Source organism: Neobacillus sp. B24, assembly GCF_055381825.1.
In genome coordinates, this window is sequence record NZ_AP035777.1 from 1,658,514 (window position 1) to 1,684,661 (window position 26,148).

General features: G+C 42.4%; 26 protein-coding genes. 15 read left to right on the forward strand and 11 right to left on the reverse strand.

What is annotated here, in order from left to right; translation table 11 throughout:
- Positions 1 to 197: 197 nt before the first annotated feature.
- The 5 genes from ACZ43M_RS08290 to ACZ43M_RS08310 all read left to right on the forward strand — a co-directional run bounded on the left by ACZ43M_RS08290 (position 198) and on the right by ACZ43M_RS08310 (position 6,999).
- Positions 198 to 2,567 (forward strand): YhgE/Pip family protein, encoded by a 2,370-nt coding sequence (locus tag ACZ43M_RS08290; RefSeq protein WP_464506933.1) that lies wholly within the window; start codon positions 198 to 200, stop codon positions 2,565 to 2,567.
- Between the two features lie 101 nt (positions 2,568 to 2,668).
- Positions 2,669 to 3,403: an MBL fold metallo-hydrolase gene (locus tag ACZ43M_RS08295; protein ID WP_464506934.1), complete on the forward strand. Its 735-nt coding sequence runs from the start codon at positions 2,669 to 2,671 to the stop codon at positions 3,401 to 3,403.
- Positions 3,404 to 3,419: 16 nt separating this feature from the next.
- Positions 3,420 to 4,409, forward strand: a complete 990-nt coding sequence (locus tag ACZ43M_RS08300; protein ID WP_464506935.1) for a lipoate--protein ligase — start codon at positions 3,420 to 3,422, stop codon at positions 4,407 to 4,409.
- Between the two features lie 170 nt (positions 4,410 to 4,579).
- Positions 4,580 to 6,142, forward strand: a complete 1,563-nt coding sequence (locus tag ACZ43M_RS08305; protein WP_464506936.1) for a fatty acid--CoA ligase family protein — start codon at positions 4,580 to 4,582, stop codon at positions 6,140 to 6,142.
- 80 nt (positions 6,143 to 6,222) lie between these two features.
- The gene (locus ACZ43M_RS08310) at positions 6,223 to 6,999 is read left to right on the forward strand and encodes an enoyl-CoA hydratase-related protein (RefSeq protein ID WP_464506937.1); all 777 of its coding nucleotides are present in this window, start codon (positions 6,223 to 6,225) and stop codon (positions 6,997 to 6,999) included.
- Between the two features lie 63 nt (positions 7,000 to 7,062).
- Here ACZ43M_RS08310 and ACZ43M_RS08315 read toward each other — a convergent pair whose 3' ends face one another.
- Positions 7,063 to 7,371 (reverse strand): AzlD domain-containing protein, encoded by a 309-nt coding sequence (locus tag ACZ43M_RS08315; protein ID WP_464506938.1) that lies wholly within the window; start codon positions 7,369 to 7,371, stop codon positions 7,063 to 7,065.
- Positions 7,361 to 8,092, reverse strand: a complete 732-nt coding sequence (locus ACZ43M_RS08320) for an AzlC family ABC transporter permease (RefSeq protein WP_464506939.1) — start codon at positions 8,090 to 8,092, stop codon at positions 7,361 to 7,363. The genes ACZ43M_RS08315 and ACZ43M_RS08320 overlap by 11 nt, the downstream gene beginning before the upstream one ends.
- 184 nt (positions 8,093 to 8,276) lie before the next feature.
- Between ACZ43M_RS08320 and ACZ43M_RS08325 the strand changes: the two genes are divergently transcribed.
- Positions 8,277 to 9,548 carry a M48 family metallopeptidase gene (locus ACZ43M_RS08325; protein WP_464506940.1) on the forward strand — a complete coding sequence of 424 codons (1,272 nt, stop codon included), beginning with the start codon at positions 8,277 to 8,279 and terminating at the stop codon, positions 9,546 to 9,548.
- Between the two features lie 64 nt (positions 9,549 to 9,612).
- On the opposite strand, the gene ACZ43M_RS08330 is transcribed toward ACZ43M_RS08325, so the two are convergent.
- Complete coding sequence (locus ACZ43M_RS08330; RefSeq protein ID WP_464506941.1) at positions 9,613 to 9,849, reverse strand: IDEAL domain-containing protein; 237 nt, start codon at positions 9,847 to 9,849, stop codon at positions 9,613 to 9,615.
- Positions 9,850 to 10,019: 170 nt separating this feature from the next.
- Between ACZ43M_RS08330 and ACZ43M_RS08335 the strand changes: the two genes are divergently transcribed.
- The gene (locus ACZ43M_RS08335) at positions 10,020 to 10,580 is read left to right on the forward strand and encodes a competence protein ComK (RefSeq protein ID WP_464506942.1); all 561 of its coding nucleotides are present in this window, start codon (positions 10,020 to 10,022) and stop codon (positions 10,578 to 10,580) included.
- A 24-nt stretch (positions 10,581 to 10,604) separates the two neighbouring features.
- Here the strand turns inward: ACZ43M_RS08335 and ACZ43M_RS08340 are convergent, their stop codons facing one another.
- The gene (locus ACZ43M_RS08340) at positions 10,605 to 10,970 is read right to left on the reverse strand and encodes a hypothetical protein (RefSeq protein ID WP_464506943.1); all 366 of its coding nucleotides are present in this window, start codon (positions 10,968 to 10,970) and stop codon (positions 10,605 to 10,607) included.
- A gap of 268 nt (positions 10,971 to 11,238) precedes the next feature.
- Here ACZ43M_RS08340 and ACZ43M_RS08345 point away from each other — a divergent pair, with 268 nt between their 5' ends.
- The 5 genes from ACZ43M_RS08345 (at position 11,239) to addA (ending at position 20,855) form a co-directional block, all read left to right on the forward strand.
- Positions 11,239 to 12,183 carry an LCP family protein gene (locus ACZ43M_RS08345; RefSeq protein ID WP_464506944.1) on the forward strand — a complete coding sequence of 315 codons (945 nt, stop codon included), beginning with the start codon at positions 11,239 to 11,241 and terminating at the stop codon, positions 12,181 to 12,183.
- A 54-nt stretch (positions 12,184 to 12,237) separates the two neighbouring features.
- The gene (locus tag ACZ43M_RS08350; protein ID WP_464506945.1) at positions 12,238 to 12,903 is read left to right on the forward strand and encodes a TVP38/TMEM64 family protein; all 666 of its coding nucleotides are present in this window, start codon (positions 12,238 to 12,240) and stop codon (positions 12,901 to 12,903) included.
- Positions 12,893 to 13,447 carry a signal peptidase I gene (gene lepB / locus ACZ43M_RS08355; protein ID WP_464507988.1) on the forward strand — a complete coding sequence of 185 codons (555 nt, stop codon included), beginning with the start codon at positions 12,893 to 12,895 and terminating at the stop codon, positions 13,445 to 13,447. The genes ACZ43M_RS08350 and lepB overlap by 11 nt, the downstream gene beginning before the upstream one ends.
- 144 nt (positions 13,448 to 13,591) lie before the next feature.
- Positions 13,592 to 17,089 carry a helicase-exonuclease AddAB subunit AddB gene (gene addB / locus ACZ43M_RS08360; RefSeq protein ID WP_464506946.1) on the forward strand — a complete coding sequence of 1,166 codons (3,498 nt, stop codon included), beginning with the start codon at positions 13,592 to 13,594 and terminating at the stop codon, positions 17,087 to 17,089.
- On the forward strand, positions 17,082 to 20,855 hold the full coding sequence (addA, locus tag ACZ43M_RS08365; RefSeq protein ID WP_464506947.1) for a helicase-exonuclease AddAB subunit AddA: 3,774 nt from the start codon (positions 17,082 to 17,084) through the stop codon (positions 20,853 to 20,855). The genes addB and addA overlap by 8 nt, the downstream gene beginning before the upstream one ends.
- 41 nt (positions 20,856 to 20,896) lie before the next feature.
- Here addA and ACZ43M_RS08370 read toward each other — a convergent pair whose 3' ends face one another.
- The 6 genes from ACZ43M_RS08370 to ACZ43M_RS08395 all read right to left on the reverse strand — a co-directional run bounded on the left by ACZ43M_RS08370 (position 20,897) and on the right by ACZ43M_RS08395 (position 22,936).
- Positions 20,897 to 21,115, reverse strand: coding sequence for a spore germination protein (locus ACZ43M_RS08370; protein WP_464506948.1), 219 nt, complete (start codon positions 21,113 to 21,115; stop codon positions 20,897 to 20,899).
- A 43-nt stretch (positions 21,116 to 21,158) separates the two neighbouring features.
- Complete coding sequence (locus tag ACZ43M_RS08375; protein WP_464506949.1) at positions 21,159 to 21,548, reverse strand: spore germination protein GerPE; 390 nt, start codon at positions 21,546 to 21,548, stop codon at positions 21,159 to 21,161.
- Positions 21,529 to 21,735, reverse strand: a complete 207-nt coding sequence (locus ACZ43M_RS08380) for a spore gernimation protein GerPD (protein ID WP_464506950.1) — start codon at positions 21,733 to 21,735, stop codon at positions 21,529 to 21,531. Before ACZ43M_RS08380 ends, ACZ43M_RS08375 begins: the two co-directional genes overlap by 20 nt.
- On the reverse strand, positions 21,732 to 22,346 hold the full coding sequence (gene gerPC, locus ACZ43M_RS08385; RefSeq protein WP_464506951.1) for a spore germination protein GerPC: 615 nt from the start codon (positions 22,344 to 22,346) through the stop codon (positions 21,732 to 21,734). Before gerPC ends, ACZ43M_RS08380 begins: the two co-directional genes overlap by 4 nt.
- A gap of 113 nt (positions 22,347 to 22,459) precedes the next feature.
- Entirely contained in the window at positions 22,460 to 22,699 is a 240-nt protein-coding gene (locus ACZ43M_RS08390; protein WP_464506952.1) for a spore germination protein GerPB, read from the reverse strand.
- 15 nt (positions 22,700 to 22,714) lie between these two features.
- A complete protein-coding gene (locus ACZ43M_RS08395) occupies positions 22,715 to 22,936 on the reverse strand; it encodes a spore germination protein (RefSeq protein WP_464506953.1) in 222 nt (73 codons plus the stop codon).
- A 201-nt stretch (positions 22,937 to 23,137) separates the two neighbouring features.
- Here ACZ43M_RS08395 and ACZ43M_RS08400 point away from each other — a divergent pair, with 201 nt between their 5' ends.
- The 3 genes from ACZ43M_RS08400 to ACZ43M_RS08410 all read left to right on the forward strand — a co-directional run bounded on the left by ACZ43M_RS08400 (position 23,138) and on the right by ACZ43M_RS08410 (position 24,159).
- Positions 23,138 to 23,497, forward strand: coding sequence for a YisL family protein (locus ACZ43M_RS08400; protein ID WP_464506954.1), 360 nt, complete (start codon positions 23,138 to 23,140; stop codon positions 23,495 to 23,497).
- A 115-nt stretch (positions 23,498 to 23,612) separates the two neighbouring features.
- Positions 23,613 to 23,885 carry a ubiquitin-like small modifier protein 1 gene (locus tag ACZ43M_RS08405; RefSeq protein WP_464506955.1) on the forward strand — a complete coding sequence of 91 codons (273 nt, stop codon included), beginning with the start codon at positions 23,613 to 23,615 and terminating at the stop codon, positions 23,883 to 23,885.
- A 1-nt stretch (position 23,886) separates the two neighbouring features.
- Entirely contained in the window at positions 23,887 to 24,159 is a 273-nt protein-coding gene (locus ACZ43M_RS08410) for a MoaD-like domain-containing protein (RefSeq protein WP_464506956.1), read from the forward strand.
- A 40-nt stretch (positions 24,160 to 24,199) separates the two neighbouring features.
- On the opposite strand, the gene ACZ43M_RS08415 is transcribed toward ACZ43M_RS08410, so the two are convergent.
- Positions 24,200 to 26,032, reverse strand: coding sequence for an aldehyde ferredoxin oxidoreductase family protein (locus ACZ43M_RS08415; RefSeq protein WP_464506957.1), 1,833 nt, complete (start codon positions 26,030 to 26,032; stop codon positions 24,200 to 24,202).
- Positions 26,033 to 26,148 lie beyond the last annotated feature (116 nt).

Here is a 26,148-nt window from a genome sequence, read left to right on the forward strand (position 1 = left end):
GCTTCTTTTTTGTTTCACTTTTTCACTTGTCAATAAAGAAAATAGGGAGTATACTCATAAAGTAAATTTAAATGACCGAAATGTTCATCTGGTCAGTTTCTAGATGGATGGGATTATCACTTTGATGGTCCTTCTTTTTTAGACATCGCTGACCAAATGAATAAAATGGTCATTTAATAGAGAGAGGAGGACTAGATTTGAAACAAAGTCTTTTTAAAGCAGAGCTATCAACGATTCTTAAAAATAAGAAAATCTTAATTCCAATGATCGCTATCATGCTGGTTCCTGTTTTGTACGCCGGCATGTTTTTATGGGCGTTCTGGGATCCATATGCAAAACTAGATCACCTGCCAGTTGCGATTGTCAACCAAGATGCCGGGGCAAAACTGGATGGGAAAAAGCTCAATCTTGGCGATGATCTTGTGAAGAAATTGGAGAAGAGTAAAGATTTTGGTTTCGAAACCGTAGATAAAAAAGCAGGCTACCGAAACCTGAAAAACCAAAAATATTACATGTTGATTGAGATTCCAAAGGATTTTTCCAAAAATGCGACCACCTTGCTGGATAACCAGCCGAAAAAGCTGGAACTGGTTTACGTGCCAAATGAAGGCTATAACTTCCTATCGGCACAAATTGGTGGGAGTGCTGTTGAAAAAATCAAAAGTGCTGTCTCCGAGAAGGTGACCCAAACGTATGCGGAAACTATGTTTGATAAAGTTACTGAATTGGCAGATGGAATACAAAAAGCCAGTGATGGCGCCGGACAACTTAATGATGGTTCAACAGAACTTAACCAAGGAACACAAGAATTACAGCAGGGCCTTGCTACCCTGGCGGAAAAATCCATCCAATTTCATAACGGGATGAAAACAGCACATTCAGGTTCTGACAAGCTTGCTTCAGGCTCTACCGAATTGTATACCGGACTTGCTCAACTCGCGGAAAAGTCCATTGAATTTAATAATGGGATCAAAACAGCTGATAGTGGAGCCACAAAATTAGCTGCCGGTTCCACTGATATTAAAAACGGATTAGCAGAAGTTGATTCCAAAATGCCGGAGCTTATTAACGGAACGCAAGCAGCCACAGACGAAATTAAAACGAAACTTCCTGCAGGTATTGCGGCTGAAATTGAAAAACAACTGACCGGGAGTGTAGGACAGTTGAATACTGGAGTAGACCAATTTAAAACTACGCTGGGAACGACCCTAACGAAGCAAATTGCCGAGAAGGTGGCGAAAGAGACGATTGCCACTCAAACTGCAAAAATGCAAGAGTTGGCTAAGACTTTGCTCAATAATGGCGTACCTCAAGAAACCGTTCAACAGATTATGGTTCATGAGCAACAAAATGCGCCTACACAGGACCAACTTCAAGCCCAGCTTGAGCAGCAGCTTGCAGCAGAATTAAGTCCCGGGTTGGATCAAGGCTTTAATCAATTTAAAACTGCGCTGGGTTCCCAATTGCTAGGTGCGACCAGCGGTCTGGAATCAAGTATAAAAAGCAAAACAGATCCTGTTTTTGATCAGTTGGCCCAAGGGATTAATAATGGCCAAATCCAATTGCAACAAGGCATTCATCAATTATATGCAGGGTCTCTTGCGCTGAATAGTGGTGCTAATGAACTCTCATCGGGAATGACGCAATTATCCGATGGTGCTGGTCAAATGACAGCAGGCGCCGGTCAGTTATCTGCCGGTTCAAATGCGTTGAAAAACGGGGCTGCCGATTTATCGAGCGGAATGAATCAATTAACAGCCGGAGCGGATGCTCTTACTTCAGGCGCCGGTCAATTAGCTGATGGCTCGAATCAATTAAAAGATGGCACCTCTAAGCTTAATGAAGGTGCACAAGAATTGGCAAATAAGCTTTCAGATGGTGCCAATGAAGCTGCAAAGGTTCACGCAAACGATGATACCTATAATATGATGGCTGATCCTGTCAAACTGGATAAAGAAGAGGTCAACAAAGTTCCAAACTACGGAACAGGCTTTGCACCATACTTCCTGTCATTAGGCTTGTTTGTCGGCGCGTTATTGCTGTCAATCGTCTTCCCGATTCGCGATGCTGTCGTTAAGCCGGCCAATGGTTTTAGTTTGTTTGCCAGCAAATTTGGGATTATGGCAGGTGTTGGGGTGATCCAAGCCCTGATTGCCGATGGTATTCTCTTATATGGGTTAGAGCTGCAGGTGCAAAGTGTCCCAAGATTTATTCTGTTCTCGATCCTGACAAGCTTAACCTTCATTGCTTTAATACAATTGCTGGTTTCGGTCTTGGCTGATGTCGGCAGGTTTATCGCGATATTAATTTTAATATTCCAATTGACAACAAGTGCCGGTACATTCCCACTTGAATTAATTCCTAATTTCTTGCAGCATTTTAACGCATTCTTGCCAATGACTTATAGTGTTCAAGGCTTTAAAGCGGTTATTTCTAGCGGGGATTACAGCTACATGTGGCATAATGGGATGATTCTTGTCAGCTACATTCTTTCATTTGCGGTACTGACAACTGGTTACTTCAGTTTGAAACATAACCATCAATATAAGCATCAGTTAAGTGAATAGAGATACTGTTAAGCCAGCCGCTAATGATTGAAGCGGCTGGTTTTTTGTTATGGTCCGTTTTGGAGTATATTAAAGAAAGAGACTTTATGGAGGTAGATGAAATGAAGCTAACGATTATTGGCTTTTGGGGGGGCTATCCGAAAAAGGATGGTGCCAGTGCAGGTTATTTACTAGAACATGACGGCTTCAAGCTGTTATTGGATTGCGGCAGCGGCGTGCTTTCTAAAATGCAAAATGTCGTTGAACCAGAGGACTTGGATGGTGTCATCCTCTCGCACTACCACCCTGACCATATTGCAGATATTGGCGTTTTGCAGCATGCGAGATTAATTCAGGGGTTTCTCGGCAAAAGTTATCCGACCCTGCCGATTTATGGCCACTCCTTTGACCAACATGAATTTGCGAAATTAACCTATAAACAGATTACGAAAGGGTTCAGCTATGACCCGAATCAGGTTCTACAAGCAGGACCTTTTAAAATCACCTTTTTAAAAACTGACCATCCTGTCCCGTGCTATGCCATGCGGATAGAAGCAGAAGGCAAAGTCCTGGTTTATACGGGGGATAGCTCCTTTAAAGCTGAGTTTATAGATTTTAGTAAAAATGCCGATGTCCTATTATGCGAATGCAATTTTTACGGCAATCAAAACGGCAAGTCAGCCGGGCATATGAACAGCATTGATGCTGGACAGTTTGCGAGAGAAGCTAATGTCGGAGAATTAATTTTGACGCATTTACCGCAATACGGAAAGCTATCAGACCTTATCAATGAGGCAGCGCAAGAATTTACTGGTATAATTAAGCTTGCTGAGGAATTTCAAGAGATTACACTTTAGAGGAGGCCCATAGGCAATGTTATTTATCGACAATAAAGGAATTAACGACCCAAGGATTAACTTGGCGATTGAAGAATATGCGTTGAAAAATCTTGATATCAATGAAACGTATTTATTATTTTACATAAATGAACCATCGATCATTATTGGCAAGAATCAGAATACAATTGAGGAAATCAATACCGAATATGTTGAGAGTAACGGGATAAAAGTGGTTCGCCGTTTATCGGGGGGCGGGGCCGTTTATCATGACCTCGGCAATTTAAACTTTAGTTTCATCACAAAGGATGACGGGGAAAGCTTCCATAACTTCCGCAAGTTCACTGAGCCGGTAATCGAGGCGCTTAAAAAATTAGGGGTAAACGCCGAGTTAAGCGGCCGTAATGACATTGAAGTAGAGGGTCGGAAAATTTCCGGAAACGCCCAATTTTCCACAAGAGGAAGAATGTTCAGCCATGGAACGCTGCTGTTAAATTCAGAAATGGATCATGTCGCTTCCGCCTTGAAGGTAAAGAAGGACAAGATTGAATCTAAGGGAATTAAATCGGTTCGCAGCCGGGTTGCCAATATTTCCGAGTTTTTAACCGAAGAAATCAGTATTGAAGAATTTCGTTCTCTGCTGTTAAAGTTTATCTTTGAAGGGGAAGACGAGATTCCGGAATATGTGCTGACCGATGAAGATTGGGAAAAGATTCATCAGCTTTCCAAAGAAAGATACCAAAACTGGGATTGGAATTACGGAAAATCTCCGAAATTTAACCTGCAGCATTCCCACCGGTTCCCTGTCGGTTCAATTGATGTCCGCCTCGAAGTAAATAAAGGTATTATCGAAAATTGCAAGATCTATGGGGACTTTTTTGGGGTTGGCGATGTCAGTGATATTGAGGCCAAGCTAACGGGAGTCCGCTATGAAAAAGGGGAAATGGAAGCGGCTTTAGTGGATATAGACACAAAGTATTATTTTGGAAATGTTTCAAAGGAAGAATTTATTAACTTGATATATTAATGATTGGCAATGGGAAGCGCTTGACAGGTGGAGCGCTTCTTTTTTTGATTTTTTCAGAATTTTTATTGAATTATGCTTGTATAGTTAATTTTCTTTCAATATAATATATTTTGACAAATGTGTTATGAATTTGTGAATGAGTATTCATTCATCTGAGGGGAGAGAAGAATATGAATCTATCATCACAGCTTCACGAAACGGCCAAGGCATCTGCAGGGAAAATCGCTTATCATTTCATGGGTACCTCTAGTACATATGGTGAATTGGACGGGGCGATTACCAAGTTCGCATCTGGTCTTGAAAAACTAGGGGTAAAACAAGGGGATCATATCGCGCTATTATTGGGAAATTCACCGCATTTTGTGATCAGCTTATACGGGGCATTGCGGCTGGGGGCTACAGTCATTCCGGTTAACCCTATTTATACCGCTGATGAAATCGGTTACATTCTAAACAATGGAGATGTGAAGGTTGTAGTTGGTCTGGATTTAATGATTCCGCTTGCGGAGAAAGTGCATGCTTTATTGCCGAAAGTAGAGCATTACGTCATTTGTCAAACAGAGCAAAATGGAATGGCTCAGCCTGATGTCGAGGGCCTTACTGTGTATTCTAAAATGAAATCGTTTACAGAAGTAGTTGCATCAGGAGATATTGGTTTTCAAGGGCCAGAGATTCATGATGACGATACTGCCATCATCCTTTATACTTCGGGGACAACCGGCAAGCCTAAAGGCGCGATGCTGACCCATAAAAATCTTTACAGCAATGCCAGTGATGTCGGTGCCTATTTAAAAATGAACCATGATGACCGGGTGATTACGACACTGCCAATGTTCCATGTATTTTGCTTAACGGTTGCCCTGAATGCACCGCTTTTAAACGGGGCTACATTGTTGATCGCACCGAAGTTTAGTCCAAAAGATATTTTCGGACTGGCGAAAGACTATCAAGCTACTGTTTTTGCCGGTGTACCAACGATGTACAATTTCTTGTATCAATATCCAGAGGGGAATCCAGATGATTTAAAATCATTGCGCTTGTGCATTTCCGGCGGTGCCTCCATGCCAGTAGCACTGTTAAAGAATTTCGAAGAAAAATTCAATGTGCTTATCTCGGAAGGATATGGATTATCAGAAGCATCTCCGGTAACCTGCTTTAATCCATTGGATCGCCCACGCAAGCCAGGTTCGATTGGACCATCAATTATTAATGTGGAAAACAAAGTGGTTAATGAACTTGGGGAAGAGGTTCCAGTCGGTGAGGTCGGCGAGCTGATTGTCCGCGGTCCAAACGTCATGAAGGGCTATTATAAAATGCCGGAAGAAACCGCTGCAGCAATTAAGAATGGCTGGCTTCATACCGGAGATATGGCGCGGATGGATGAGGAAGGCTATTTCTATATCGTTGACCGTAAAAAGGATTTGATCATTGTCGGTGGCTATAACGTGTATCCTCGTGAGGTCGAAGAGGTCATCTACGATCATCCAGATGTGGTCGAAGTGGCCGTGCTTGGTGTTCCTGACCCAAATCAAGGGGAGGCAGTCCATGCTTACGTCGTCAGCAAACGGGCAGACTTAACGGAAGGTGACGTGATTAGCTACTGCAAAGAACATCTGGCTAAATATAAAGTGCCTTTGGCGATTTTCTTCCTTGAGGAGCTGCCGAAGAATACGACCGGTAAAATCTTGAGGCGGGCGCTAAAATCTCAAGTGACGCAAACAGTAGGCAACTAAATTTTATAAAAATTTTACGGAAAAAGGCAGGCATTTCGCTTGTCTTTTTCGAATTTTAATAGACGAAAGGGGTGGAGTATATGGAGTCAATTTTATTGGAAATTACCAATCATATTGGAATTGTAACCATCGATCGTTCCGAGGCCTTGAATGCCTTTAATTATGACACATTGCGGGAATTGCAGGATAAGGTGGAACAAATTCGGGTTAACCCCGATATTCGCGCGGTAATTTTTACCGGAGCAGGAGAGAAGGCGTTCAGTGTTGGGGCCGACTTGAAGGAACGGAAAAATTTAACTGATGAACAAGTGAAGCGCAATCTCTATAAAATTAATGAGGTGTTTAATGCCATCGACCAGCTGCCGCAGCCAACAATTGCCGCAATTAACGGCTTTGCCTTTGGAGGAGGAATGGAACTGGCCTTGGCTTGTGATTTTCGAATTGCTACTTCCAGTGCGTTAATGGGATTGACGGAAACGAGTCTGGGGATTATTCCAGGTGCTGGCGGTACGCAGCGGCTGCCGCGGTTAATCGGGCAGGCGAAGGCGCTTGAGCTGATTTTGTCCTCACGCCGCTTGAAGGCTGAAGAAGCCTTTGCTTATGGCGTATTAACTAGAGTGGTAGAGGGCAGTGAGCTATTGAACGAAAGCATTACTTTTTGTTCGGCGCTGCTGGCCAATGGTCCTGTAGCGCTGCAACAGGCTAAATTTGCGGTGAAGCAGGGGATGAATACCGATTTGGCCACAGGGCTGCAAATTGAACGGAAAGCCTACGAGGTCACCCTGCCAACAGAGGACCGGGTCGAGGCACTGGCTGCTTTTTCTGAAAAAAGAAAGCCGGTTTTTAAGGGGAAATAATAAAAAATGGGGTGGATGCTATTGTGCAGCATCCACCCCCATGTAGACCAGTCCCCTGACTGGCTACATAAAATAAGAATAAACTGTTAAAACGGCGATCGATCCAAGAACGACAACAATGACGTTCGCTCCCAAAAATGCGGCAATAAAAGCAGATGCCGCCCCTAAAACACCATATAAAAGATCATCCTTCTGGAGAAAAATAATCGCCGGAAAAATTAACGCGCCAAGCGTCGCATAGGGAACATTTTTCAATACGCCCTGGATAAATGGCGGCAGTTCCTTCCCCTTAAACAGTACAAACGGCAGCATCCGAGGAATATAGGTAACCAAGCCCATTCCGATAATCATCCACAATATCTCACTCTTCATCACTCACACCCCGATGTCTGTTTCTCAGTACCACTACAGCCTCAATGATAATCGCCGAAAGCAGTGTGGCCGTCACAATTGACCACCCCTGAGCCATAACCTCACCCATTGTAAAGATGGTATTAAACACCGCGCCAAGGACTGCTAAATAGACGACCTTCGCACTTTTTTTCATCGACGGAACCAACAGTCCGACAAACATGGCATATAACGCCACTCCCATACTTTCCTGCAATGTCTGCGGCAGGCTTGCGCCAATCAAATGACCTACCCCTGAAAAGACAACCCAGCTTGAGTAGGCAACCAGGTTTAAACCAAACATAAAGCCCGTACTAATCTTGCCATCCTGAGTTGCTGCCACTGAAAACGTCTCGTCAGTAATCATAAAAGAATAGGCGAGTTTGTTAGGAAGCCGATCTTCTTCCACCTTCTCATTCAACGTTGCACTCATTAGAAAATGTCTTATATTCACAATAAAAGTAGTTAGGATAATTTCAATTATTCCTGTTCCAATCGCAATCAGGCTCAATGATATGTATTGTGAAGCACCAGCAAACACAATCAGGCTCATTAATACTGTTTCGTAGATTGTTAGTCCCGTAGTTTTAGCCAGTAGTCCAAAGGTTAAGGCAATCGGAAAATATCCGATGCCGATGCTGATTCCAGCCTGAATCCCTCTCCTAAATGGCGACGCGTCTTTTCCTAATGCCAAATCCGCCAATTTGATCCCCCCAGTTGCAATTTGCTCATTTAACAATAAATTTTAGCAAATTTTCAGATAGAAGGGAATAAAAAAAAACTGCCATAATTGGGAGTAGCAGCAACCAAAGTGAATTCACAGTTCTATTTCCCACGTTTTAAACTAAACTAGGTATAGAGAGGTTGTACAAAAAGGGGGACAAAACATGGTGAGAAAACTGGGGATATACGCGGTTTTGGCCTATTGCTTATATGGCTTGTTTTTCTATTGGTATTTATTCCATTTTGCTGATCCAAAGCTGCCATTTGAATTCGAAGGCACAAAGGCTGACCCGGCCACATTTTTGAATGGGCGGGAACTCGTGCTCAGTGAAGAATATTCAAGAATAAGAAATCTGTTATTCTTCTTATCAACACCGTTTGAGTGGCTGTTGTATTTTTTTATTTTGCTAACCGGTCTTTCTAAAGTGTTCAAGAATTGGGCGCTCCAGTCTGCTAAATACAAGCTGCTGATTACACCGATTTACCTGTTCTGGTTATCGCTCTGTGCCTATCTTGTCACCTTCCCACTGAGCTATATGAATTACAAGTTTTCAAAAACATATCATATCTCGATTCAAACATTTCCATCCTGGATGAAGGATGAGTTAATTGATTTTTGGATTAATTATGGAACTTGGTTAATCATTGTCCCAGTACTATACTGGCTGATGAGGAAAAGTCCAAAGCGCTGGTGGTTATATGGCTGGTTATTGTCAGTGCCGTTTACCTTATTTATGATGTTTCTTCAGCCGGTCATTATCGATCCGTTATATAATGATTTTTATCCATTAAAAAACAAGGAACTCGAAACGAAAATTTTGGCGCTTGCTGAAAAGGCCAATATACCTGCCGAGCATGTTTTTGAAGTAAATATGGCAGAAGAGACCAATGCGATGAATGCCTATGTGAGCGGGATTGGCTCCAACGCCCGCATTGTCCTGTGGGATACTACCTTGAACAAGCTGAAGGATGACCAAATTTTATTTATCATGGCTCATGAAATGGCGCATTATGTGGAGAAGCATATTTATTGGGGGATTGCCGCTTATTTGGCGCTGTCATTGCTTGGATTGTATTTGACCCACAGGCTGATGAACTGGGCAACTGGCCGATGGGGAAAAGAATTAAAAATAACTGACATAAAAGATATTAGATCGCTGCCGTTATTTTTTATGATACTCTCGATGTTGTTATTTGCAGCCAGTCCATTTTCAAACCTGTTTTCCCGCTATCAAGAAACGCGGGCAGACCGCTATGCCATCCAAATGACTAAAAATCCCGATGCGGCGATTAGTTCCTTCCAAGAATTGACCCGTACAGGCTTGAGTCAAGTAAACCCGCCGCTGTTAGTGAAAATTTTCCGCTACACCCATCCGCCAATGCTTGACCGCATCTCCAGGTTGGAAGAATTCGAAATACAGCAGCGAGCAGAATAGAATTTGGCTGGGGGCCTATGGCCTTCAGTTTTTTTCAAAAAAAATAAACCGTCATATGACGGTTCTACGTTCCAAATCTTTTGTTGATTTCTTTTAGTTGACCCGATAAATGGAGAAAAGACTTTTTGTCACGGGTGTCAATGGCCAAGTCGATTTTACGCATCAGTTTTTCCTTTTCAATCGTCAATTGGATTTCTGACAAGAGCATGTCGATGTAGAGGTCCTGAACGAAGTTTTCTTGCAGGCGGTGGCGTTTCATGGCAGCAATTTTCATTAATTCCGTATAGGACTTTTCTTTCAAGAAAATCACCTCTAACGCTTTTTTCTATTATATGGGGATTTTCTAATAATATCAATGAATTTATAATTTTCCGAAATATTTCTCTGGCGGAAATTGTGAATAAATTAGTAATAATTCCGAAAAATGGCGATTTTTAACATTGGACATGATAAGATAGGTTGGATATTAGGATGATTGGAGTGATAGGATTGAAGCTGCAAATTGAAGAATATGAGGTAAACTCATGTACGATGTTTTTGGAACCTGTGAAGTATGGCAGTAAAATATATTCACAGATTTTCGAGGTCGAAGACGAATATATTTCCCCATTTACTCCTTTAGAGCTTATTAAGAAAAGCTGCGATTATTTTGGCGTCGATTATGAGAGCCGTAAGAAAGGAACTCGTCAATTAATTGGCTACAATCGGAAAATTCCAATTGCTATTGAGCCAGCAAACCACATTTTCTTTTTTCCCACTACATCACCGACCCGTCCAGAGTGTATTTGGATTGCCCATGAGCATGTTGAAGATTACCGCCGGGTTGGCCCGCATCAGACCCTTATTATTTTCCGGAATAAACAATCTCGTATCTTCCCTGTGTCATTCAGTACCATTGAAAGTCAAATGCTAAGGACTGCATTGTTAAAAACAAAGCTGCTGCAGAGAATTGAAGGCAATAAGAAATTGTTTTATTTGCATCCAGGCCGAAAGCCGGTAACAGCCTCGGAAACTCCCCGTCGATATGATTAATTGTCAGCGCGTAACGTTTTAAAGTTAACGGGATAGGTGTTTTTTCAATAGATAGGTCTCCATTATTTCTTGGACCTTATTGCGAATCCTTGGATTAAAATAATTATGATGTTCTTCATACCCTTTATAAATAAACATGTACATGGTAAAAGCATCGTCCCGTTTTGTTTCAATGACTTGAAGCTTGTTCTGTTTCATATATTGTTTCACTTGAGACAATTCCCCTTGGATTACCTTCAGCGTCTCCTCAATTAATTCCAAATAGGGCTTTTTTAATTTAAACGGACTTTTTTCCACAACGGCCAAATCACGATTTAAAATGGTTACAACCATTGGCAAATAAATCGCCTTCTCCATGATGTCACGATCATTCTCAGGAATTCTCGTCATATTCCTTTCACACCTCTTTTATCGAACCTATGTTCTTGTTTTATTTTACAAAAAATAAACAAGAAATGCAATACCACTCCCCACAGGGCAGCAAAAGTTCGCTTATTGGCGAGCTTTTTTATTGCCATTATTCCTCTATTCATGAGAAAGTTTTATTTATAGAAGGATATAGGATAGGGGAAAATGAATTTAAGAGGAAACCTAAAATCAAATTTTACAGTCAGATAAAGAGGGGATTTAAAAATACAGACTAAAAGGTGATAAAACAATGAGATCTGATCGACATCTTCGCAAAAAGAGGAGAAAATGGCCCGCGGTTTTGCTGGTATTGTTATTGTTAATTGGAGCCGGGGCAGCGTACTCTTACTTTCAATATCACAAAGGTGTAAACCAATCATTAGGAAAATTAAAAGGAAGCCAGAAACAAGCAGACGTTGTTTATAAGTTTGAAGGGCAGAAGGACCAATACGGGGACACGAACGTTTTGCTGTTAGGCAGCGATGCGCGGGAAAATGAAAAGTCATCCCGGGCCGATACTATTTTAATTGTCCATTATAACGAGGATAAAGGGACATTTAAGTTGACATCGATTATGAGGGACAGCTATGTGCCGATTCCTGGGCACGGCAAGCATAAAATCAATTCCGCGTTTGCCCGTGGTGGTCCCGAATTGATGAGGCAAACGATAAAAAAGAATTTTGATATAGACCTGCAATACTATGCCATTGTTGATTTTCAGGGGTTTGTTCAGTTAATTGATGAGGCTTTTCCAAATGGGGTAGAAATTGATGTCGAAAAAAAGATGGAAGCCTATGTTGAGGTACCGCTCCAGCCTGGTTTGCAACGGTTAAACGGTGAGCAAATGCTGAGTTATGTCCGCTTCCGTCATGATGCGGTCGGGGATTTTGGCCGTGTTCAGCGCCAGCAAAAAGCCGTTAAGGCCATTGGTGATCAATTGGCTAGTTTTACAACAATCACGAAAATACCAAAATTAATCGGGGTTGTGACTCCATATATCAATACGAATATGAATAAGTCGGATATGTTATTTATGGGTAAGGATTTTATTTCTGATAAAAGAGGAAATGTAGAGACAATGAGAATTCCAGTGCAAGGTGCCTTTGAAGAAACGAATGTTAAAGGGGAAGGGGATATCCTGGATCTTAATATTGAAAAAAATAAACAGGCTCTTCACCAATTTATTACAAAATAATTACTAGCAACAGGATAAAATAGGGGTAAGTAGCACTAATTAAGGAGAAAACGGATGGATTTTGAATCGATTAGAGCATGGTTTACACTAGAGAATATTATGGAGCTTATTCAGGAGTATCGCGCCCTGGGCCCATTGCCAGGAATCCTGTTGACAGTGCTGGAAGCATTTTTGCCGTTTCTCCCGTTATTTGTATTTGTAATGGCTAATGCAAATGCCTTTGGATTATGGATGGGGTTTTTATATTCATGGCTGGGTGCCTGTATTGGCGCACTGCTTGTTTTTTCCCTTGTCAGGAAATATGGACAAAAGAGATTATTGGCCTTTTTAAAGCGGCACCCTAAGGTTCGCAAGTTGATGGACTGGGTCGAATGCCACGGCTTTGGGCCGCTGTTTTTATTGTTGTGTTTCCCGTTTACGCCTTCAGCAGTGGTCAATATTGTTGCTGGTCTTTCCAAATTAAGCAAGGCTCAATATATGCTGGCAGTAGGGATTGGGAAAATGGTCATGATTTTTACGATCAGCTTCATTGGTTATGATATTACTTCCCTGATCACGAAGCCATACCGGACAATCATCGTTACAGTCATCATTTTTGTTCTATGGTTTGTAGGAAAAAGAATTGAAGTAAGATTGAATAAGAGTGAAGAGAATGACTATAATGGAGAAATAGAAAATAGAAACTTGTTCGAAAAACGGAGGGGATATGGTGAAAAATGAGTGGAAACAGGAAGGCTTGGAGTGGATTAAGGCCTTTATTATAGGTGTCATTATTTTCGCTTTTATTCGGACATTTTTCTTTTCCAACTATATAGTGGAAGGCGAATCCATGATGCCGACGCTGCAGGATGGGAATAAGCTGGTGGTCAATAAGATGGGGTACCAGGTCGGCGATTTGAACCGATTTGATGTTATTGTCTTCCATGCTAATGAGAAAGAAGATTTTGTTAAACGAATTATTGGATTGCCAGGTGACAAAATTGAATACCGCAATGATCAATTATTTGTAAACGGTCATAAGTATCAGGAAGGTTTTTTAAAGATTTATAAGCAAAAAGCCCTTGGGGTCAAGTTGACAGGGGACTTCAGTTTAAAAGAAATTACCGGTGAAGAAACTGTCCCGGAGGGGAAATTATTTGTTCTTGGCGATAACAGGCTGGGGAGCTGGGATAGCCGTCATTTCGGGTTTATTTCGGTCGATCAGGTAGTCGGTAAGGTGGATCTAAGGTACTGGCCGTTAGATGAAATGGACATCCATTTTTAAATCAAACATGATCTTTAAGGGTCGTGTTTTTTTGTGTTTAGTTTTCCCATTTATGGCTGCAACCTTTGCGTTTGAATCCAAACGTTTGTACCCAATTTGTGATAAAATGAAAGATACAGACTTTGAGGAAAGTGAGGGTCCTACATGTCATTAAGGATGGTAACCGGGCGTTCAGGGAGCGGCAAAACAGCACTGTTCTTTAAAGAAATTGAGGACAGGCTTATGGCATCTCCGGAGGGAACGCCGATTATTTATATAGTTCCAGAGCAGATGACGTTCATGTCAGAATATCTTCTTGCAACAAATCCCAACCTAAACGGGATGATTCGCGCCCAGGTGTACAGTTTTTCCCGCCTGGCATGGCGAATCCTCCAAGAGACAGGCGGGATTAGCCGTTCGCACTTAAGCAGTGTCGGGATGAGTATGCTGATCCGCAAAATTATTGATGAACAGAAGGATCAACTAAATCTTTTCGGCCGGGCTTCCGATAAGACAGGTTTTGTACAGCAGCTTGAGCAAATAATTACGGAATTTAAGCGGTATTGCTTAAGACCGGAAGATTTAGCAGCAGGGTCGCTGAGAATGGCGACCGATCACTCGACGGCAGCTATTGCGCTCCGTGATAAATTAGCGGACATGGAAGTAATTTATCAAAAGTTTGAAGATGAAATTTTTGGCAAATATATCGATTCGGAAGATTATTTTCGCCTTCTTGCTGAAAAAATAGCGAGTTCGGCTTATTTGCGTGATGCCGATATTTATATTGACGGCTTTTATAGCTTCTCACCTCAGGAATATCAAATTATCTTGGAATTAATGAAGCAATGCAGCCGTGTGTCGATTGCAATGACAACCGATTCTGCAGGGTTTGATGCCCCTCCGGACGAGCTGGATTTATTTCGTGCGTCTAAAGAGGCGATGATTTCCATTCGTGAAATAGCATTAAATGAAGGCATTGAGATCGAACAACCTATAAGAATGGCAGGGCCAAATAGGTGGAACAACCCTTCGCTGCAACATTTGGAAGAAAAGTTTGATGCCAGGCCAGCCATACCATTTTCCGGTGAAACAGTTATCCATCTTTGTCAGGCGGGGAATCGCCGGGCAGAGGTGGAAGGAATTGCTCGTGAAGTTCGTGAGTTGGCCCGCACAAAAGGGTACCGCTATCGGGATATGGCGTTATTAATCCGAAACGGCGGGGATTATCATGAAATTGTCGAACCTGTCTTCACGGATTATGGGCTGCCATATTTCATTGATCAAAAACGTACGATGCTCAATCATCCGTTGATTGAATTAATTCGTTCAACGCTAGAGGTGATCAATTCCTATTGGCGCTATGAACCGGTATTTCGGGCGATTAAAACCGACCTGATGTATCCACTTCAGGAAAATCCGGTTAAAATGCGGGAAAAGATGGACCGCCTTGAAAACTATGTATTGGCATACGGGATTAATGGGAGCAAATGGACGAAAAAGGATCGCTGGATTTACCGGCGCTTCAGGGGACTTGAGTCTGACATAAATGGGCAGACAGATGCGGAAAGGAAGTTGGAGCAGGAATTAAATGAGTTAAAGCTGATGATTTCCGCGCCTATTCTTAGACTTTCACGCCGGCTAAAGAAAGCGGACAGTGGCCGAAAGCTTTGCGAGGCTGTTTATTTATTCCTCGAGGAATTGGATGTACCGGCGAAGCTTGAAAACTGGAAGTTCTCTGCTGAAGAAAATGGTAACCTGATTAAGGCTCGTGAGCATGAACAGGTGTGGAATGCCGTCATAGATTTATTGGATCAGTTTGTGGAGATCTTAGGAGACGAACCTATTGACCTAAAGTCTTTTGCTGCCATATTGGAGGCAGGCTTTGAATCGCTGCATTTTTCGTTAATCCCACCGGCTCTTGACCAGGTGCTAATTGGGGATTTGGAGAAATCACGGTTAAATGGGGTAAAGGTTGTGTTCGTACTCGGTGTAAATGAAGGGGTACTGCCAGCAAAAATATCTGTTGATGGCATCCTTCAGGATGAGGACCGTGAACTACTGCTTGCGTCGGGAATAAAGGTAGCGCCAAGCAGCACAACACGATTGCTCGACGAAAACTTTTTGGCCTATAAAGCGTTCACGGCACCGTCGGCATTGCTTTATGTCAGCTATCCGCTCGCCAATGAAGAAGGAAAAGCGTTAATTCCATCCTCCTATATTAAGAGATTGAAAGATATGTTTCCGGAAATAAAGGAGCTGGTATTTCATACCGACCCAGGACAGGTTTCGATAGAGGAGCAGCTTGGGTTCGTGTCGAATACCACAACAACCTTGGCCTATCTGAATGCCCAGCTGCAGCAGAAGAAACGGAACTATCCCATTTCTGGCTTGTGGTGGGATGTATATAACTATTACATGAACGGCCCTCATAAGAAGCAGGCACAGAAAGTATTCTCCAGCTTGTTCTATAGTAATCAGACTGTAAGACTTTCTGAGGATACAGCGGCTGAATTGTACGGGGATTCTATTCAGGCCAGCGTATCGCGAATGGAGCTGTATAATTCCTGTGCCTTTTCTCATTTTGCTCAGCATGGACTTAAACTAAGGGAACGGCAAGTCTTTCGTTTAGAGGCACCTGATATCGGTGAACTATTCCATGCCGCGTTAAAACAAATCGCCGACATAATTAATGAGCAGAATATTTCTTGGGCTTCACTTTCAAGACAGCAATGCGAACAGCTGTCGAAAGAAGCTGTGAAAACATTAGCCCCTAAATTGCAAAATGAAATTCTGTTAAGCTCTGAGCGGCACCATTATATTAAACGAAAGCTGGAGCAAATCATCACAAGAGCATCAATGGTCTTAAGCGACCATGCCAAAGTGAGCGGCTTTTCGCCAATTGGCTTGGAACTTGGTTTTGGTCCAAACGGCACGCTGCCCCCGTTAAGTTTTTCATTGAAGAATGGCAAGCGTATGGAGCTTGCAGGCAGAATTGACCGAGTTGACCAGGCAAAAGCAGATGATAACAATGTGTTTTTGCGGGTCATTGACTATAAATCGAGTGAAAAGGATGTCAATTTAACCGAGGTTTATTACGGACTTGCCTTGCAAATGCTTACTTATCTCGATATTGTTATGACCCATTCCAAGGACTTAGTAGAGATGAAAGCAAGTCCGGCCGGGGTTCTCTATTTTCATGTCCATAATCCATTTGTCAATAGCACGAAGATGTTAACTGTGGATGAGATTGAAAAAGAAATCATGAAAAAATTTAAAATGAACGGATTAATGCTTAGTGACCAGAACGTGATTCGCTTAATGGATCAATCGCTTGAATCCGGTGATTCGCAAATTATCGCGGCCGGAATCAAGAAGGATGGTCAATTATCGAAAAAATCCAAGGTTGCCAGTATCGAAGAATTTGAGAATCTTAAGAATTATGTCCGAAAAATTTATCAAAATACCGGAAATTCGATTATCGAGGGTAAGCTTGATATTGCCCCTTACAAGCTAAAAGATAAAACACCTTGTACTTTTTGTGCCTTCAAATCGGTATGCCAATTTGATGAGTCCATTGAACAAAATACTTACCGAATTCTAACACCGCATTCGAAGGAAACTGTTTTGGAATTAATCGGAAAGGAGTTGAAAGAGGATGAGTAATGTAGTCATACCCCCAAAGCCGTTGGATGTGACTTGGACTGAGGACCAATGGAAAGCCATTATGGCCCGGGATAAGGACATTCTTGTCGCTGCTGCGGCAGGGTCAGGAAAAACAGCTGTCCTCGTCGAAAGGATTATTACAAAAATCCTTTCCGAACAAGACCCCATCAATGTCGATGAATTATTGGTGGTTACCTTTACAAATGCTTCAGCGGCAGAAATGAGGCACCGGATTGGAGAAGCATTGGAAAAGGCAATTGATGATAACCCAGGGTCCCGTCACTTGAGAAAACAGTTTAGTTTGTTAAACAAAGCCAGTATTTCAACACTTCACTCCTTTTGTATGGAGGTGATTCGGAAATATTATTATTTAATCGATGTCGACCCTAGTTTTCGAATTGCCGATGTGACAGAAGCTCAATTAATTAGAGATGAAGTCATGGACGAGCTATTTGAAGAGGAATATGGGAAAGGTGACAATGAACCATTCTTCAGATTGGTAGATTCGTTCACCAGTGACCGAAGTGATGCTGCGCTGATGGAGATTGTCCAATCAATCTATGATTTTGCCAGGTCCAATCCGTTGCCAGAGCAATATTTGAAATCAATTGTTTCCATGTATGATGTGTCAGAAATTGATCAGCTTGAAGAGCTCCCATTTATTAAGGCACTCCTATTTGATATACAATTGCAGCTTGAAGGTGCAAAGGAAATGATCAACCAAGGGATGGAACTCACGAAACTACCCGGGGGACCGGCACCAAGAGCGGAGAACTTTTTGGATGATGTATGTGTCATTGATACGCTGATCCAAGCGAACCAGGACTCATGGCAGACGCTGCACCAGGCGATGCAATCCTGGTCATTCTCCCGGGCTAAACCGGTAAAAGGTGATCAATATGATAAAGAGCTGACAGAAAAGGCACAGAAGCTTCGTGATAAAGCCAAGAAAAAAATTCAAGATTTAAAGGATGAACTCTTTTCACGCAAGCCGGAAAGCTTCCTGCGTGACATGGCCGAGATGAAGCCATTGATTGAGACATTGATTTATTTAGTTAAGCAATTTTCTGTACGGTTTGAAAAAGCCAAAGTAGAAAAGGGACTGGTTGACTATGCGGATCTGGAGCATTATTGCCTTGATATTTTGACAGAAGCTAAAGGAGAAGGCTTTCAGCCATCAGAGGCAGCCCTTTCTTACAGACGCCACTTTAAAGAGGTGTATGTTGATGAATATCAGGATACGAATATGGTACAGGAAACCATTTTAAAACTGGTGGCTATGGAAGATGAAGAAAACGGTAATATGTTTATGGTTGGGGATGTCAAACAATCCATCTATCGCTTCCGGTTAGCTGAGCCCAATCTATTTTTATCCAAATATAATCGCTTTACACTGGATGGCAGGAATGGCGGATTAAGAATCGATTTGGCAAGGAATTTCCGGAGCCGAAAGGAAGTCCTTGATGGGACAAACTATTTATTTAAACAAATCATGGGCATAAAGGTTGGCGAAATAGAATATGACGAAGCTGCACAGCTCCGTAATGGCGCACCCTATCCGGAGGACGAGCCATTTCCTGCTGAGCTGATCCTGATCGATCAAAAAGGTCAAATTGCCGAGGCGGCGAATGAATCTGAATTTGACAGTGAGGAGCAATCTTCTCAATTAGATGGAGCAGATCTTGAAAGTTCCCAGCTCGAAGCAAGGGTCATTGCTGCGAAAATAAAGGAATTAATCGCAAATGGAGCCCAGGTTTATAACGCTAAAACAAAATCAACTCGTCCTCTCATGTACAGAGATATCGTGATTTTACTACGATCGATGACTTGGGCACCGCAGATTATCGAGGAGTTTAAGCAGCAAGGAATTCCCATTTATGCAGACTTATCAACGGGTTATTTCGAGGCAACAGAAGTAGCAATTATGGTTTCGCTACTCCGGGTTATTGATAATCCTTACCAGGACATCCCGCTGGCCTCTGTCTTACGCTCCCCTATTGTCGGGTTAAATGAGGAGGAGCTGGCAAAAATTCGTGTTCAATACAAAGGTGGTTCATACTGGGAGGCGGTTTCTGCATTTTGTCGCCATAGTGAGGCGGAAGTATCGGAGGCTTTTTATGATAAAGTCCGCCATTTTTATGATTCCGTAACAGAATGGCGTTCATTGGCAAGAAACGGGGCACTTTCCGAATTGATTTGGCAGCTATACCGGGATACCCATTTTTACGATTTTGTCGGTGGTTTACCGGGAGGAAAGCAGCGTCAGGCGAACTTAAAAGCCCTATACGACCGGGCACGGACCTATGAGCAAACCTCGTTCCGCGGGCTATTCCGTTTCTTACGTTTTATTGAGCGGATGATGGACCGAGGAGATGACCTCGGTGCGGCAAGGGCACTAGGCGAGCAGGAGGATGTCGTGCGGATCATGACCATTCATAGCAGTAAGGGACTTGAATTTCCGGTTGTGTTTATGGCTGGAATGGCTCGGAATTTCAATCTAACCGATCTGAGAAAGCCGTTTATGCTCGACAAAGAATTCGGGTTTGCGGCTAAATATATCAATGCCGAGAAGCGGATATCCTATCCATCGCTGCCGCAGATTGCATTTAAGCGGAAGAAAAAGATAGAAATGCTTGCAGAAGAAATGCGGGTTTTATATGTAGCGATGACGCGGGCAAAGGAAAAGTTGTATTTAACCGCAACGCTTAAAGATACAGCGAAAAGATTTGATCAATGGATGGATGTTACCAACCATCAGGATTGGTTACTAAAGGATTACCTGAGGGCCTCGGCGGCAGGCTATATTGACTGGATTGGCCCTGCGCTGGTCCGCCATCAGGATTGCGGAATACTGCGAGGAGGAGCGGCATCAAACGCTCTTTTAGCTGAGGAAATCACAGCACATCCTTCTTCGTGGAAAATATCTGTTATCAGTGCTGAAGAGATAAAAAATCAGGACCAAGCGCTTGAAATGGAAAAAGACCAGTTGATTGAATTAGTTGAAAAAGGACAAATTGTTCCGGCAGTCTCGGATTATGATGATGAAGTTTCTGCACGACTTTCTTGGGTGTATGCTCATCATCATGCAGCGGTTCACCGATCGAAGCAATCTGTTTCGGAAATTAAACGTCAACGCGAAGTGGCTGATGAACAAAGCGGTACAGAATTACTCCATAAATTTAAAAAGTCAATTGTTAAGCGGCCAAAGTTTATGCAGGAAAAGTCAATAAGCCCAGCTGAACGGGGGACCGCAATGCATATGGTGATGCAGCATGTGGATTTGTCAAAGCCGGTTAGCGAAACGACAATTGGCGAACAAGTTGATTGGATGGTTACAAATGAATTATTGACTCCTGAACAGGCAGAGGTCATTGATGCCAAGCTGATTGCGCAATTCTTTGTAACGGATTTGGGCAGACGTTATTTTCATGCGAAAAAGGTCCATCGCGAGGTACCGTTTACACTGTCCCTGCCAGCTCAAGCTGTATATTCTGATTGGCAAGAAGGGGATGAAGCAGTATTTGTCCAAGGGATTATTGATTGCATCCTCGAGGATGAGACCGGCCTTACCTTAATCGATTATAAATCCGATGGGATTACCGATCGCTTTAAAGGGGGATTTCAGCAGGCGAAACCCATTCTTGAAAACCGCTATAAGCTGCAAATTAATTTATATACAAAGGCGATTGAACAAATTTGGAAAGTAAAAGTCAATGAGCGGTATTTATTCTTCTTTGATGGCGCCCATATCTTAAAGCTTGATTAGATAAAAAAATGACATAGACCAATAATGGTTTATGTCATTTTTTAGTTATTACCGACAATCGGCTGGTCTACCAATTTCGTGTCGAGTACATTTGTACCGCTCAGCCCATTGAAAGTTAACACTATTCCGCCAGTATTAAAACCACCGGCACCTGCTGAAGTTTTGGAACCTGTCTTCGGTGAAATATACAGCGTATCACCAAACTGAACAATTCCTCCGGTGACATTGAGAATTTGTACGGGACCGATTATGGCTGGCATCGAAAAACATCCTTTACAAATAAACTATAAGCAACATATGTCGTCAGCGCATGTCTTGTTCATGACCCAAAGGTAAAAGCTGTCGGATATGCTTTACCCTGGCTTCCATTGAAACCTTTTTGGTGTTGCCAACATGCAATATGGAAGCATTTGAAAACCCGATAACTTCCAAGTTATGAACCTTTATAATGGGATTGCTATTATAAACCCGGTAAGATAGGGCCTCATTGATTGGCAGAAACGGAATTGGCTTAGTTGTGACGGGAAAGGAGGGAAGGTTTCCTTCATTGCCGAAAAATGTTTCTGCTTCCCGCTGGACGGCAAGTGCTCTTGAAAAAGCGTCAACAATGCAGGAATCGCCGAGCTGAAGAATGGAAGAAAACGAAGTAACCATTACTTCAATCCGGTCTACATTAGATAGTCTCTCCAGCATATCCAGGTGTCACATCCGGTTCTAACGGCACAAATGGTCCGATAATTAACGATTCAGGCGGGGTGTCAAAAGCAGAGGCCAATTGTATCGTTTCGGTATCGCCTATCATGACCATCGAGGAGCTGGCTACCCCGGTAATTTTGATGTTGTTAACACAGAGATTTCGGTTGTAAACTTCAAAAATCATTCTTTATTCATTCCCTTCACTTGATCAGGTAAATGACTTAAAAATACCGACACGCCATTTCGTATTTCCTGTTTGATTAATTCAATAATTTGCTCATCAACGGAATTGGGATCGATGGAATGGTTCTGCTGCTGAAATGATTTTAAATGAAAATCAATCCGGTTTGGGAGTTGTTTAATGATGTCGTCCTTTATGAAGGATAGGTAGGATTCATTAGGTGGAATAGCTAATCTGGCTTGCGTTTCTTCGAGTAGCAGCGGCAACTCCGTTTCTAAATAGTGATAAATCGCTTCTTCAATTTTTATGGTTCTTTTCATTGGAGCATTCGGAGATAAGGGGGTACTTAAATTTTGCTTTTGAACCGCAAAATCCTCAATTCCTGCCAAGTCATTTGGATTCAAGCCAATGGTCAACGTTCCCTCCAGTGTCTCCACCTTCAATTGGTCAAATTTATATTCAATTCTATCGACATGAATGGCCTGTTTTTGATGTAACTGTTTCAGTTGATTTCTCATACTTCCAATCATTTTTTCTAGTGATGCAATTCGCTGCTCTTGTGATTGGATATAGCTTTGCAGCCATTGAAGATATTGGTAAAAATCCTGGTACATAAACAATCACCTCACCAGTCAATCTCCTAAATTGCGTACCTTTCTAACTATATGCATGTTTCGGGCTAAATATTTTGTAAGATGGCTGGTTTATTGTGATCCTTTATGTTGGTTTATTGGACCGGTGCTTGCAGCGGTACAGCTGGAGCAAGAATCTGTTCTGAAGTGACTGGGCTTGAGACTTCCCCCGGCTTAATTGCGGCAGGTGCTGGCTGTGTAAAGCCGCCGATATTGGATAAATAAGCCATTGGCTTTATGATTCCAGCACTGCCAATCTGCAAAACTGAGGAATTGGTAATACCGCCGATTTTTATAAAATTTATCTGAATGTTTTGCTGAATATAGAAATTCATGGTAACCACCATTCCTTACATATTAAAGGAAATTGCCTGATCAATCGTGTCTGGATCGTAGGTATTTGTGCTGCTCAGCCTATTATGAACATCAAGCCGCTCCCCCGTATTAAAGGAGCCCGCTCCGGAGAATGTTTTAGCGGCGGCAAATGGCATAATTTTATAAACATCCCCAATGTGAAACACAGAGCTGTTTCCCAAAGTAATGACTTGGGCAACTCCAACAATTGCCGGCATCAACATCACCCTCTTAATTAGTTTCTTAATATCTTATGTTTGGGCGGATATAATGTGAAACATTCGCCCAAACAAAAGTGATCTATCGGTTTTAGGAATCTAATATAAATATGTTGGTTACTATTTTCGCCTCCCTTTTCTTCGTGTTTTTTTACAGCCTATGGTATGATAGTTTCGAATAATGTTTTAGGAGGCAAATAAATGATTCATGGTCATGTTACTGCTTGGTTTTTGGCGCTCATTTTATTTTTCGTTGCCATTGGTTTACAATCCAGTGGAAAAGAAAAGGGCGCAAAAATTGTTAAAATGATACTAAGGGTGTTATATTTATTAATTATCGCAACAGGTATTGGGCTTCTATTCGTACTTACAAAAATTAGTGTCCTATACATACTTAAGGCCATCGTGGGTCTATGGATTATCGGATTATTCGAAATGATCCTGGGTCGCATTGCCAATAAACGTAGAACGTCCGTATTTTGGATTCAGTTTGCTGTTGCTTGGGTCCTTGTCTTATACCTTGGCTTTGTTCAATTGCCAATGTCGATTATGAATCCGTAATCCTTTTCCTTTCTTTAGCTGTCGGAAGATGTTTCCGGCAGCTTTTTATTTAAATTTGCTGACAATTTCCGCTTTAGGTTTTAAGATTGAGATAGAGAGGGAGGGAGTATAGAATATGATTGTTAAGGTGTTTGCAAACCTCAGAGAAATTTGTGGCGGGGTTACAGTTGAGGTTCTGCCAGATGGCGAACGGGTCATAGATGTTTTAGATAAAATGGTGGAAATGTTTCCGGCAATGAGGGATGAAATTTTTACAGCGGAAAAGGAATTGCTTCCTTTTGTTCATGTATATGTAAATGGGAAAAATATCATTCATCTTGACGATTTAGAGACGGTGGTAGCGGACACTGACCAATTTGCCTTGTTTCCGCCAGTTGCTGGTGGGTGATATGGTACATAAAGTTTTGGAGTTTCGGGGAATCAGGATTGAACATCTTGGAATGTATTTTGAAGAACTGGGAGCCAAAAGGAAAACGGAGACTTTGCCTTATGTTTTTGAAGCGGAAGGCTGGAGCGGGGAATTACTTGCTGAAGAGGAGATCGCCTTTACAGCCAGTTTCAAGGTAAATGCCGTAAGAATTCGGTTTCATGCGGAAAACGACCAATTATTAAATGAAATTATCAAAAACTATCGTTATAAAACTACCAGAATTGGTGGCTAAAAAGGCTTCGGCGTATAATCGCCGAAGCCTTTTTACAAGATTAAACTGTTTGTTTAACTTCAGGGTCAATTATCCCTAATTCACGAAGCTTAGCCTCAGGCACAAGCCCGTCTTCCCAGCCTCGGACTTGATAGTATTCTTCTAGCATAATATCCATGCGGCTGACAGATCCGGCACTGTTCCCGGATGCTGGCTCCTCAGTAAAGCGCTTCGGAAGGAAGTCGTCCTCACGCTGGCTGAAACCGGCAAGATTATTGTAGTAGCGCTCTAGATTATATATTCTTTCTCCAGCAAGCATGACATCCTCTGCTGTCATCGGGATGCCCGTCATGGCGCTATATTGCTCCGCATAGTGCTCGGCGTTTTCAGAGAAGGAAGAGAACTTACAAATATTCATTGAATCAGAGAAAGCTAGCATATCTTGGAATACCTTTAATAATTGTCCTTTTCCTTCTGGCTTTAATCGGTCAGTCGGTTCAGGAATGCCGGCAATTTCACTGGCTACTGTATAACCGCGCAAGTGGCAGGCACCACGGTTGCTGGTTGCATAGCCAAGCCCAATACCCTGAATTCCACGCGGGTCATAGGCAGGAATCGATTGTCCCTTAACGGACATGGACAATTCCGGTGCACCCCAAGAGGCTGTAGCCCGGGCTGGACCTTCAGCAAGAACGCCGCCAAAGCCTTCGCGATAAGCAATTTTTCTAGTCAATTCGATCATCGAATCAGAATCGCCCCAGATTAACTCTTCCGAAATAAGCCCTTTTTCATAAGCTTCCATTGTCACAGAGAAAGCATGGCCAAGTTCAATCGTATCAATACCATACTCGTTGCAGCGGTCAATCAGATAAGAAATCGCCTCGGCATCACTTAATAAACAGTTTGAGCCAAGTGACCAGGCTGATTCGAACTCGATGCTTTCCACACGGGTTTTGTATTTGCCGTCTTTCACTTCGACTTCGATTTTACAGCCAACCGGACAGGCATGACAGGTGTTATTCGCTACACGCAGGTGAGTATTCACATATTCACCGCTGTGCTTTTCTGCATGCTCCCAATGAGTAAATTGTGAGTTCTTCGTTGGAAGAGCGCCTACTTCATTTATTAGGTTAGTTAAAACGTTTGTTCCGTAAACAGATAGACCGCCTTTGTTTGGTGCTGTCAAACCGCCATCAAGAATCGCCTTAACCGCTTTTTTGTTAGCTTCTTTATATTCGTTTTCCAATTTGGCCACAGGCATGTTGCCTTTTTGTTCAGCCTTGATAACAATGGCCTTTAATTTCTTGTAGCCGGCAACTGCAGCAGTACCGCCGCGGCCTGCGGCACGGTCATGCTCGTTGATGAAAGAAGCGAAGCGAACCGTATTTTCCCCGGCCTGACCAATGGTCATCACACTTAGGTCTTTCTCGCCATATTCATCCTTCATCGCTTTAATAAATGCTCTTGTGCTAGTTCCCCAATGGCCGGAGGCATCGCGGAGCTCGGCTTTGCCGTTTTCAATGTACAAATAGACCGGCTTATCACTTTTTCCTTTTACGAGGATGTTATCGATCCCTGCCCACTTAAGACGGGCAGCAGTCCAACCTCCCATATGGGAATCAGTAACTGTTCCAGTAAGCGGTGATTTCGTGACAACACAAAGCCGTCCGCTCATCGAGGAACGAGAACCAGTAACTGGACCAGTCATGATGCACAATAGATTTTCTGGAGAAAGCGGTTCCACTTCAGGGCCGTTATCTAAAACATACTTAACTCCAAGTCCACGGCCGCCGATGTACTTTTTTGCATCCTCTTCATTGATTGACCGGTAATCAATACTGCCAGATGTTAAATCAACTACTACTTCCTTGTTTTTAAAGCCGCCAAGATTCAATACAATTCCCCTCTTTCTTTGTTTATACTAATCTCTTCTAAATATGTTAAATAAGTAAGAGATTTGCCATAAAATAACTATAAACCTAATTTTGATTATATCATTATTATAATTTT